9 protein-coding genes are annotated in these 11430 nt (G+C 55.1%); 3 read left to right on the top strand and 6 right to left on the bottom strand.

Features of this window, described 5'->3' with window-relative positions:
• Positions 1-4 precede the first annotated feature (4 nt).
• The gene (locus OEV49_03065) at positions 5-3775 is read left to right on the top strand and encodes a right-handed parallel beta-helix repeat-containing protein (protein ID MDH3890040.1); all 3771 of its coding nucleotides are present in this window, start codon (positions 5-7) and stop codon (positions 3773-3775) included.
• A 34-nt stretch (positions 3776-3809) separates the two neighbouring features.
• Here the strand turns inward: OEV49_03065 and queA are convergent, their stop codons facing one another.
• From queA to ruvC, 5 genes are all read right to left on the bottom strand, one after another.
• Positions 3810-4862: a tRNA preQ1(34) S-adenosylmethionine ribosyltransferase-isomerase QueA gene (gene queA / locus OEV49_03060; GenBank protein MDH3890039.1), complete on the bottom strand. Its 1053-nt coding sequence runs from the start codon at positions 4860-4862 to the stop codon at positions 3810-3812.
• A gap of 473 nt (positions 4863-5335) precedes the next feature.
• Positions 5336-5620, bottom strand: a complete 285-nt coding sequence (locus OEV49_03055) for a hypothetical protein (GenBank protein ID MDH3890038.1) — start codon at positions 5618-5620, stop codon at positions 5336-5338.
• Between the two features lie 46 nt (positions 5621-5666).
• Positions 5667-6695, bottom strand: a complete 1029-nt coding sequence (gene ruvB / locus OEV49_03050) for a Holliday junction branch migration DNA helicase RuvB (protein ID MDH3890037.1) — start codon at positions 6693-6695, stop codon at positions 5667-5669.
• Positions 6692-7339 carry a helix-hairpin-helix domain-containing protein gene (locus OEV49_03045; protein ID MDH3890036.1) on the bottom strand — a complete coding sequence of 216 codons (648 nt, stop codon included), beginning with the start codon at positions 7337-7339 and terminating at the stop codon, positions 6692-6694. Before OEV49_03045 ends, ruvB begins: the two co-directional genes overlap by 4 nt.
• The gene (gene ruvC / locus OEV49_03040) at positions 7336-7833 is read right to left on the bottom strand and encodes a crossover junction endodeoxyribonuclease RuvC (GenBank protein ID MDH3890035.1); all 498 of its coding nucleotides are present in this window, start codon (positions 7831-7833) and stop codon (positions 7336-7338) included. The genes OEV49_03045 and ruvC overlap by 4 nt, the downstream gene beginning before the upstream one ends.
• A 148-nt stretch (positions 7834-7981) precedes the next feature.
• On the opposite strand from ruvC, the gene OEV49_03035 reads away from it, so the two are divergent.
• On the top strand, positions 7982-9259 hold the full coding sequence (locus OEV49_03035; protein ID MDH3890034.1) for an MFS transporter: 1278 nt from the start codon (positions 7982-7984) through the stop codon (positions 9257-9259).
• Complete coding sequence (locus OEV49_03030) at positions 9240-10361, top strand: DUF3524 domain-containing protein (GenBank protein MDH3890033.1); 1122 nt, start codon at positions 9240-9242, stop codon at positions 10359-10361. Before OEV49_03035 ends, OEV49_03030 begins: the two co-directional genes overlap by 20 nt.
• A 202-nt stretch (positions 10362-10563) precedes the next feature.
• Here OEV49_03030 and OEV49_03025 read toward each other — a convergent pair whose 3' ends face one another.
• Positions 10564-11430 carry a metal ABC transporter permease gene (locus tag OEV49_03025; protein MDH3890032.1) on the bottom strand — a complete coding sequence of 289 codons (867 nt, stop codon included), beginning with the start codon at positions 11428-11430 and terminating at the stop codon, positions 10564-10566.

Below are 11430 nucleotides of genomic sequence, written 5' to 3'. Positions count from 1 at the left end.
CTCCGTGAAGCATTGGTCTATTTCGTGCATAGTTTCATGCATGGTTTTGTACAGTACCGGTTCGGTTGCAGCCGGGGTTATCCACGTACCTTCCGATCAGCCGACAATCCAGTCCGGCATTGATACCGCAACCGAAGGCGACACGGTGTTAGTTGCGCCGGGGACATATTTAGAGAATATTGACTTCGACGGCAAAATGCTTGTCGTTACAAGTTCAGGGGGCGCAGGCGCGACAACTATCCTTGCTTCAAATACGAGCATGGCGGTCGTGTCTTTTATTGGGGGGGAGCCCAAGGGCACGGAGATTTCCGGTTTCACCATCACAGGCAGCGGAGCTTGTGGCGTTTTCTGTGACGGTTCATCGCCGACAATCAAAGAAAACATTATCACGGGCAATACAAGCAGCAGGGACAATGATTCCCCCGGTATTGACCTGGACAACACTACCGGCGTCCTGATCAAGGGAAATGTGATACACTCCAATAACGCGAACACGTATGGGGCGGCGATACACCTGGAGTATAACAACCATGACGATACCATTTGCTACAATGTAATGTACGGGAACACAGGCGTCGGAGAAATCAGAGCTTTGGGCATAGCTTACGGCACCTTGATATACAACAATACAATCTCAGTAACAGTGCACAGTGGAATTCTTAATCAAAGCAGCGGCAGCCTAGATGCCCGAAACAACATCGTATTCTTTGCCCCAGCGTGGGCAATGAAAGGTGAATTCGTAGCCGAATACAACTGCACTTTCAACAACGCAAATGACTACGAATTCCCACCAGGTGCGGGCAACATCTATCAGCCGGCCCTGTTTGCAGATACTGCCAATCATGATTACCAACTTCTCCCAGCATCACCCTGCATCGATGCCGGTGATCCCGACCCTCAGTACAACGATTCGGACGGCACCAGAAACGACATGGGGGCGCTCCCGGCCGATTACAACTATCCAATCCCGGTGGGGCTCCATCTTTCGGCAGTGGATAGTATGCATGTCCTGAATCACACGCCAACCTTCTACTGGTCTTTTTTTGACACGATAGGCATGCAGGCGGCTTACGAGATCGAGGTTGGTACGGACGTGGATTGGGTAGTAGCCGAGATGTGGGCGTCGGGAGAAGTCTATTCTGCCGATAGTGCTGTGGTTTACGCCGGCGCACCGTTAATGGATGGTATCACCTACTTTTACCGACTGAGAGTGAATAATGGATCGGTATGGGGCGATTGGGTCGGGAATTTCCTGAGAATGAATAGCAGGCCAACCGTACCAGGTTTGGCCTGGCCAACGACATCGACTCCTTTGCGAAGAGAAGGCATAAGCTTGTTTGTGGACAATTCATTCGACGCCGAACTGGATACTCTGCTCTACGATTTTGAAGTATACAGAAATTCTGAGTTGACAGACCTTGCAGCCTTTGATTACGGCGTGGCAGAACAAACGGATCGTACTCAATCGAGAAATCTACCCGAGCTGTCGAGTGGCGTTTATTACTGGTGGCGGGCAAGGGTCACCGATCAACTTGAATACTCCGATTGGTCAATGCCGGTGTCATTCACAATGCCGGCCGGCCCTGTCTTCAACGTCCCAGCCGATGTCCCGACAATTCAGACAGCTATCGATATTGCGACCGACGGCGACACGGTATTAGTTGCGCCCGGAGTTTATCACGAGAATCTGGTTTTCTCACAGTTCTCAATCAGCGTGATAGGTGCGCTCGGCGCCGATTCTACTTTTCTTGAACCGGCCGTCCCGGACAGTACACATATTTTCTTCGGATCGGGTGACGGTGCCGGGACCGAATTGGCCGGGTTCACGATTTCAGGCAGTACCGCTAAGTACGGACTGTACGTGAACAATGGCTGCAAGACCTTGATACATGACAATGTCTTCCACGGTTACGCGGGAAGTCGCAACTTGATTCGGAGTGCCGGAGACAGCGCCTACAGCAGGATTTTTCACAACGTGTTCTGGGGAAACGGTGGAACCGCTTGCATCGGCCTGCTTGGTCTCGGTGGGGCGGCGGTGGACGTCATCAACAACACTTTTGACGGGAATAGCGGAGGGATTTACACTTTTGGCGGCATGGCCATAAATAATATTGTCACCAACACTCAGAGTACGGCCATTTCCGGGTTCTACCCAGTCGACTACAATTGTGTATGGAACAACAACCCGGACTACGACTGGGGTCAGCCTGTAGGTTATAGCAATCTGTCGGCGGACCCTATGTACGTCGATGCCGCCGCGCATGACTATCGATTGTTGCCGGGCTCACCCTGCGTGGATATGGGCAGTCCCGACCCGCTTCTCAACGACCCCGATGGCTCCAACAGCGATATCGGGACCTTTTCATACCAACACACGATCTACCCGGTGGCGACTACCATCGATTTTGCCCCAGAGCTTGACGATAACCGAGTCGGTTCGGAAACGCCGGAGATTATGTGGACCTATCTCGATACGGCGGTCACCGCTCAAACGCAATACCATCTTCAAATCGGCCATGATGACGATTGGAGCGAGGCCGAACTTTGGGACACCGGCCCCGTAACATCATCCGTCACTAATGTCCTGTACGACGGCGCCGTTTTGGAAACACACCACCGGTACTTCTTGAGAATACGAGTGCACAATGGCCTTGACTGGGGTGACTGGCGGCATAAATCGTTCGTGGTCTGGACCTGGATTAACTCCTTGATCCGAGTGCCGACGGACTTTCCGAACATAGGCGCGGCAATGTTCGTGGCTCAGCATGAGGATACAATTCTGCTGGCTCCGGGTACTTATTCCGGCGATGAGAACCGGGGATTTAACCTGGTCGCGCGACATATCACTTTTCTATCGGAAGCCGGGCCGGACAGCACGGTGATCCAGTTGGACGGTGGTTGTTTCCTGACGGCAGGTTCCGATACCCTTCCGGATGTTCAGCCTCTCGGTATTCCACACGGGGCAGGTCTTGCAACGATTAAGGAAATATGCTTTGAAAACGGAAACCCGTCGCTCAAGTATAATGGTTACTGGGTCTGGGGATCCATCAGTGCGCACCAGTGCCTCTTTCGACAGAATCCAATGGCGATGTTGGTTGAATATCCGGGTGCTGGAGGAGCCTTCGAGTGTCGGTTCGACAGTAACGGCACGGCTATACTGCTGGACGGCTTTCCGGAGTTCTTCCAGGCCTCCAACTCTGTGTTCGTCGGTAACACAATGGGGATTGTCTGCGAGAGCGTAAACAACTTCTTCACCGACAACATATTCGCGCATAACTCAGTGGGTTTCCAGTCCTTCGGATGGGGCACCGTTTTTCTCCATCGTAATGTTTTCTATGCCAACGGCGCCAGTGTCTGTGGATCACCGGATATGAGCTGTAACATCGTCTACGGTCATCCAACCGATTACTGCGCCGCTGCAGAACAGATTGGTCTGAACGGCAACATATCCGCGGACCCGCTCTTTTGTGATACAACATTAGCCATAACAGACGTCTACGCTCTCTCTCCCCTGTTGCCTGAAAACAACTCGTGCCAGGAGAATGTGGCGAATGTGGTTCAGGGTTGTTTCGACTGCGGCGACGTTGACGGATCGACCGGGCCGGCCGACATCGCCGACTTGGTCTACCTGGTCGATTACATGTTCACCGGCGGACCAGCGCCACCGGACATTAGCGCCGCCAACATGGACGGGTTCGGAACCGTTGACATCGCCGATCTCGTTCATTTGGTTGATTTCATGTTCACCGGCGGCCCACCGCCGGTGTGCCTCTGATGCCGCAGACCGATCACGCTCCTACAGGCATAATTCACCGAATCAGCATGGCATCGCCGTAACTGAAGAAGCGCATGCGTTGCTGGATCGCTTCGTCGTAGGCAGCCATGATCCGTTCGCGCCCGGCAAAGGCGCTGACCAAAATCAACAGCGACGACTTGGGTAGGTGGAAGTTGGTGATCAGATGATCGATTGTGTTGAAACGATGACCCGGCTTGATATACAGATCGACCATGCCTGAAAATGGCTGGATCTGACCGCGCAAAGTCTGAGCCGATTCCAAGGTGCGCACACTGGTGGTCCCGACGGCCACTATCTTGCCGCCTCGCTTGCGAACCTTGTTGATTGAGGATGCGGCTTGGGGCGACAACGTGGCCATCTCCGGATCGACAACGTGCTCATCGATGTTATCGACTTTCACCGGTTTGAACGTACCCGGCCCGACATGCAGACAAACATCAATCAGGCTGACTCCCTTACTCTTCAGCACGTCAAGCAAGGAACGAGTGAAATGAAATCCGGCCGTCGGTGCGGCCACGGCGCCAGTATTGTAACTGTCTGCAAAAACCGTCTGGTAGCGACGCAGATCGGAAGGCTGGTCGTCGCGTTTTATATAGTGCGGCAACGGTACATGACCAAACTTGTGAATGATTCTGTCTCGCTGTCTTTCACCGGCAAATGAAACCAGCCACCGGCCGCCGCCAATATCGGCATCCAGCCGCACCTGCGTGGGTCCAAACTGGATCATCTCCCCTTCCCGTACTCGTCGCGAAGGAGATACCAAAGCGATCCATTCAAGTGGCCGATCCGGCTCTACAGTTCGGACCAAAAACAGCTCGACCTTGGCGCCGGTCGGTCGGCGTCCGAACAATCGGGCTTTGAAGACTTTAGTGCTGTTGACGACCAGCGCGTCACCGGGGTTGAGGTAATCGGCGATGCTTTTGAAGGACTTTACACAGGTACCCGAAGTCTGTCGGTCGAGGACCATCAGACGAGACTGATCGCGGCGACGGGATGGAGTCTGTGCAATCAACTCGGGAGGGAGGTTGTAGTCGTAGAGCGAAATGTCTGATGGTTGTTTGATCATTTGGCTGAACTCAAGCTGACGCGCCGCAGTCCATTGTCGGTGTGGTGACCGACGCCTTTCCACGCGATCTGAAGATCACTTGGGCACAACGGCGCGTAACCGTCTCACACCATGTTGGAACGGAAATCAGCACAATAGATTCACCCTTCGACTCCGCTCAGGGTGAGGTTATTTACGCGCGAAGCGAGAGAGCGTGATTCATCACCCCCAAAGCGACTTTGAGGGTGCCACCCAAGTCCGTCGGGTCGCGCACACCAACGCCAGGTCACACATACCTCTCACGCGGACTGGCAAGTGCTGACGCAACTGTGTATACCGCGTAGGGGGCGGCCTGGTGTCGCCCCTCCGCAAGCCAAATGTGTCCGGCGGACACATGGCCCGCCGCTACGCGATAGAAACAGTGGCTTGTGACACAGTCGCGTATCGCCCACTGCACAAGGTACGCTTGGAATCGCTGGTCCGTCACTGGTTGGCTACTCGTTTCTATTCTCTTCCGGCTCCAACAGTCGCGATTGCCACACAGCCAGCAAAGCCTGCTGGTCGTCGCTGAGTGGTTCTTCCGATATGTGTCCGCTCAGCCAAGCCGTCAAAGCGGCCAAAGCCGTCGTGGTATCCCCGACCGTAAGTGTTCGTCCGGTACTCTCCATGATCCGGTCGCGAAGTTTTACTGTCTCATAAATCAGAATAGCCAGCGTCGGGCTGGGATTGTCCTGATGGGCGAACGGTTCGAACAGCTTCTTGAGTTCCTCTTCGTTCATGAGCACTTTCCGCGTAGGGACGACCGCGACCTCGAAGAAGCCCGAGTCAAAACATAGACTGCTGCCCGTCCGTTGGAGGATTGACACCGAGGTGTTTCATCGCCTCGGGTGAGGCCATCCGCCCGCGCCGTGTGCGCTGGATGAAGCCTATTTTCAACAAGTACGGTTCGACCATATCGACCAGCGTATCGACCTCTTCGTTCAAGGTAGCACCGAGGGCCTCGATTCCGACCGGGCCACCTTTGTAGTATTCGACGATGACCTGGAGGAGTTTTCGATCGAGATTGTCCAGGCCAAGGGCATCGACCCCTTCGGCATCTAGCGCTTTGACCGCGATGGCGTCGCCGATGGCGCCGTCGGACTTAACCGCGGCATAGTCTCTGACTCGCCGCAAGAGGCGGTTGGCAATGCGGGGTGTACCTCGTGATCGTTGGGCAATAGTCAGGGCGGCATCAGCAGTAATCTCGGTCTCAAGCAGCCCTGCCGAACGAACGACAATCTGGGCCAGGTCTTCCGGCGGGTAAAAGTCAATGTGGTAGTACAAGCCGAACCGATCTCGCAACGGCGAGGACAACATCCCGGCCCGAGTGGTGGCGCCTATCAGCGTGAACCGCTTCAAAGGGACGTTGATCACCTTGGCGAAAGCGCCTTTGTCGACCACAAAATCAACTTTGAAATCCTCCATGGCCGGATACATGAACTCCTCGATAACCGATGACAATCGATGGATTTCATCTATGAACAGGATGTCCCCTTCTTTTAAGTTGGTCAGAATGCCCATCAGATCACCGGTGCGCTGCAAGGCCGGGCCGGAAGTAGCGAACAGTTTGGAACTCATCTCGTTGGCGATAATGTGGGCCAGCGTGGTCTTGCCCAAGCCGGGCGGGCCGTAGAAAAGAATGTGTTCCGCCGCTTCTTTGCGCTGTAGCGCGGCATCAAGTGTTACTTTAAGTTTTCCGCGTAATTCTCTTTGGCCAATATACTCTGCCAGAGACTTAGGTCTCAATGAAAGCTGCGCCTGGTCCTCATCGTTGACAATCTGCTCACCTGCGATTATCCGTTCACGTTCCATCATCCACCTACCTCAGCCGTATGCTGTGACTTGAAGATGGAACTTATCAACTCCTCGGCGTTCTTGATCTTTGGGTTATCTTCAAGCGCCTTCTCTATCATCTGCTGCGCCTCGCCTGCTTTGTACTGTAGCTGGAGAAGCACTTCGGTTGCCTCATCGGCAAAGGGCGGGGTCGGTGTTGATGCCCTGGCCAGTGGCTCGTCCTTTTTGGATAGGGCGAATTTGGCTGTCTTACCATGGAGCTCGGCGATGATTTTCTCGGCCAGTCTGGCCCCGACCCCCGGCAAACGATTGAGCCGGGCCGCGTCTTTGGTTTCAATGGCCGTTGCGATATCCCGAATGGGCATGACCAGGGATTTAAGCGCCTTTTTGACACCCAACCCCGGCACTTGAATGTAGAGCGAGAAAAACTCGCGGTCGAAGGCATCATCGAACCCAACCAGGCGCGGGTAATGACTGGACTTTTTATCGCCGGCTTCGATGTAATAGATAGTCTCGAAGGTTATCTCCTCCCCCACGGCGGGTCCCTCTTTGAGCCGTTCGGCCAGGGCCGAGGGCACCAGGACTTCATAGGAAACGCCGTTATTATCCACCAGTGCGCGCGTCTCGTCTATGGTGCTGAGTTTACCGCGTATCCGCCTGATCATACGGTCACCATTGGGTTGTCGTGCATCAAAGCTCGGCAATGGCAGAGAGCTACGGCCAGCGCATCGGCCACATCGGGCGGTTCCGGAATTTCTGAGAGACCTAAGGTGGAAGCAATCATCAGCTGCATCTGACGCTTGGAGGCGCGTCCGTTGCCGGTGAGAGACTTTTTGATACGGGTGGAGGCGTAGGGAAAGACCGGCAGCCCGGCCTCGGCAGATTTGAGAAAAATCACGCCGCGTGCATGGCCCATGATTATGGCCGTTTTGGGGTGACCGTAATGAGAGTAAAGTTCTTCGACGGCCACCGCCTCGGGCTGGAACTGGCTTATGATACTCTCGGTTTCGCGCGCGATATGTTGCAAGCGCTCGGCCATCGGGGCTTTGTTTCCCGCCCGTATGACTCCGGCCTCGACGACAGAGATAGAATCATCCTCGCCGCTCAAGATACCGTAACCGGTAATATTCAATCCGGGATCGACACCGAGTATCCGCATAGTGCCGATAGATAGGCGTTTGCAGGGCAGATATCAATTAAAATATGGGCGTGTTGTCACAATGTGAAACTCCCGGCAGGCAACTTTTCCCTTGGAATTGCGAATCTAATTTGAGTGATTATGCCCTGTATACCGAAACGTAGCGCCCATGACTAAAGCAACCAAACTGTTCAACCGTAACTTCGTCCTCCTTTGGCAGGGGCAGTTTGTCTCGCAGATGGGCAACCAGGCGTTCTCCATCGCCTTGATGTTCTGGATCAAGCACGAAACCGGCTCCGCGACTTTGATGGGCCTTATCATGATGGTCTCGCAGATACCGGCGGTGATACTTAGTCCCATCGCAGGTGCTTTCGCCGACCGCCATTCACGCAAGTCGATTATCATTGTGAGCGACATGGTGCGCGGTGTGACTGTGCTGGCGCTGGCCGCGTTGATTTTCTTTGCGCCCGACGAGTCCGACATGATCCTGGCCGCTCTCTTCGTAGTGGCGATAATAGCCTCGTCGATGGGCGCGTTTTTCCGGCCGGCCATCTCGGCAGCTATCCCGGACCTGGTACCCACCGAACGAGTAGCCGCAGCGAACTCGATGAACCAGTCATCGATGCAGGCTTCGATGTTAGCCGGACAGTCGGTGGGTGGTGTGCTTTTTCGAATCATGGGTGCGCCCTTGCTGTTTATGATCGATGGCGTCACCTACCTGATCTCGGCGGTCAGTGAGATGTTCATCAGTATTCCTCAGAAAGCGCCGAAGCCCTCAACCGGCTCAGCCTTCCAACGCTTCAAAGTGGACACCATCGAAGGGATGCGCTTCGCCTGGAAACATCCGGGCCGCAGATCACTCACCCTGGCCGCTGCCTTTATCAATTTCTTTCTGGTACCGTTTCTTATCCTGCTTCCCTTCTATGTCGAGGACACGCTGGGCGTCACGGTCGATTGGTATGGGTTCATGATTGCAGCGTTGGGCCTGGGTTCGCTTATTGGCTATCTCGGCGCAGGGACAATTAAGGTCAAAGGTCGCACACGCAGTTGGATGATGATCGGTTCACTGATTCTTATGTCACTTGCTTTCGCTGCCCTGGGACTGACGAAGTCTCCACCGGCGGCGGTGGTTCTGATGTTTTTGGCCGGTGCTGTCAACGGCTATATCAACATTAATATCGCCACGATCATGCAGTTGACGACACCCTCCGAGATTCGCGGTCGCGTGTTCGGATTGTTGGGTACAATGTCGGCCGGTCTGACTCCGATTTCTATGGGCCTGACCGGATTCGTGACCGACCTGCTCGATCAAAACATTCCCTTGGTCATGATATCTTGCGGACTGATCACGGCGATCCTATCGATCGCGGTGTCTTTTGGCCGCGAGTTCCGCCAGTTCTTGACCTGCGATGTGGAGGAGGCCACTGATGAAAATCCTGGCCCTTGAGCCATACTACGGCGGGAGTCACAAGGCGTTTCTCGATGGCTGGGTGCGTCATAGCCGCCATGATTGGACCGTGCTCGGGCTGCCGGCCAGTAAGTGGAAATGGCGCATGCGGCATTCGGCTATCACTTTCTCTGAGCAGATCGCCACCCGGCTGAGTGGCGGCGAGTCGTGGGACCTGCTGTTCTGCTCTGACATGCTCAACCTGGCCGAATTCAAAGGACTGGTCGACCAACGAATTGCACGGTTGCCGTCGGTGGCCTACTTTCATGAGAACCAACTGACCTATCCGGATAGGTATCCCAAAGAGTGGGACCGACATTTTGCTATTACGAATTTCACTACCTGTCTGGCCGCCGACGCTGTCTGGTTTAACTCCATGTTCCACCGACAGCAGTTCCTGGAGGCGCTACCAAAGTTTCTGCGCCGCATGCCCGACCACCGTCCGCTTGAGGCCGCCGAATCTATCCGGCCCAAGATGTCGGTACACCCGCCGGGCGTCGAACAGCTACCGCCCCGTCCTGTGCGACCCGAAGGCCCGATGCGCATCCTGTGGGCGGCCCGATGGGAGCATGACAAAGGACCGGAAGTCTTCTTTGAAGCGTTGAGATTGCTGAAACAACGCGGAGGCGAGTTTCGCATGAACGTCGTCGGCGAACAGTTTGAAGAATCACCCGAAGTCTTCACCCGTGCGAAAGACGAATTCTGCGATGAGATCGATCGCTGGGGATGGCAGGAGTCGCGCGATGAGTACATCGCCGCCATGCATGAGTCCGATCTGATCGTGTCGACCGCCGATCATGAGTTTTTCGGCATCAGCGTGGTCGAGGCAATCGCAGCCGGCGCTTCTCCCCTCTTGCCTGAACGGTTGTCTTATCCGGAGATACTCAGATTGGCCGAAGACAAGACCATGCAAGAGTTCTTCTACGATGGCAGCGCACGACAGTTGGCCGACATGTTGGCCGCGCGCGCTGAGCAGATTGCACGTGACTCTTCGTGGCAATCAAGTTCGGAAAAACTCAAGGATTGCATCGGACGGTTTCTCTGGGGTAACCTGGTCGGAGACATGGACGATGGCCTCGACAAAGTGGTCACCCGGTTGTGACAAGAGAGCCGAGTGATTAGCGAGATACATTTCCCCGTCGGGCCGGGCGACACAAGGCCGCCCGTCGGGTGGCACTCTCAAAGCTGCTTTGGGTGTGTTTCCTCCCTCGCCCCAAACAGAGTTTGTGGCGGCCACCCATCTCCCGCTGAGCGGTGATAGCATGCGATATCGGCTGCAACAGGTAGCAAGCCGTCACTCGTGTCTATTCAGTGCCGACCAGTCCGGCGCGAAACCTGCCCGCCAACCACCGCACAGCCATCGCCAGTCCGTAACAGGCGCCTGCAATCAGAATAATCGTAGCACCAGCCGGGAAGTCTGATTGGTAGCTGACGGCCAGACCCGAGAGAGTGAAGAAAACGCAGCAGGCTATGGCACCAAACATCATTTGTCGAAACGTCCGCGATAAACATCCAGCCACCGCCGCCGGCAGCGTCAACAAGGCTATCACCAAAACGATGCCAACCACGGTGACCAGTAGTACCACTGTCAGTGCTGTCAGGCAAAGAAGCAACATGTAATACCAATGGACCCGCATTCCACGAGCGCGCGCAAAGTCCGGATCAAAACAAACGGCAAGAACCTGGCGGTAGTAAAGGTAGGTGAGTACGACGATCAAAATGTCGAGCGCGATTAAGATGCTGAGGTCGGTGTCGGAGACCATCAGGATGTTTCCAAAGAGGTAACTCATGAGTTCCTGGTTGTAGCCGGGAGTCTGTGAAATGAACAGTATGCCGACTGCCATTCCGACCGCCCACACGGCCCCGATAACGGTATCTTCCCGCTGACGAGCACGAACTGTCACCCAACCGATAATCAACGCTGCCAGCAGAGCGGATACTATCGCGCCGTAGAGCGGCGAGAGTACGTCCCACTGACGGACGGCAATCAGGTATCCGGCAACACCCATGCCACCGAGGACACTGTGGGCAATGCCGCCGGCTACATAGGTGATCCGCCGCGCCACCACGAAACTGCCAATCACCCCGCAGGCAAGCGCGGCCAGTAGGCCGGCGCTCACTGCGTTGCGCATGAAGGGATAATCGAACACTGCTTGCAGAAAGTCGGGCAT

Source organism: Candidatus Zixiibacteriota bacterium (assembly GCA_029860345.1).
GTDB lineage: Bacteria > Zixibacteria > MSB-5A5 > GN15 > FEB-12 > JAJRTA01.
The sequence above is the reverse complement of the archived record's forward strand: the minus strand, read 5'-3'. Positions and strand labels throughout refer to the sequence as shown.

Bases quoted from the DNA above. Each gene is read 5' to 3' on its own strand.
- queA (MDH3890039.1), bottom strand. From the start codon at position 4,862: ATGATCAAACAACCATCAGACATTTCGCTCTACGACTACAACCTCCCT.
- OEV49_03055 (MDH3890038.1), bottom strand. From the start codon at position 5,620: ATGAACGAAGAGGAACTCAAGAAGCTGTTCGAACCGTTCGCCCATCAG.
- ruvB (MDH3890037.1), bottom strand. From the start codon at position 6,695: ATGATGGAACGTGAACGGATAATCGCAGGTGAGCAGATTGTCAACGAT.
- OEV49_03045 (MDH3890036.1), bottom strand. From the start codon at position 7,339: ATGATCAGGCGGATACGCGGTAAACTCAGCACCATAGACGAGACGCGC.
- ruvC (MDH3890035.1), bottom strand. From the start codon at position 7,833: ATGCGGATACTCGGTGTCGATCCCGGATTGAATATTACCGGTTACGGT.
- OEV49_03035 (MDH3890034.1), top strand. From the start codon at position 7,982: ATGACTAAAGCAACCAAACTGTTCAACCGTAACTTCGTCCTCCTTTGG.
- OEV49_03030 (MDH3890033.1), top strand. From the start codon at position 9,240: ATGAAAATCCTGGCCCTTGAGCCATACTACGGCGGGAGTCACAAGGCG.
- OEV49_03025 (MDH3890032.1), bottom strand. From the start codon at position 11,430: ATGCCCGACTTTCTGCAAGCAGTGTTCGATTATCCCTTCATGCGCAAC.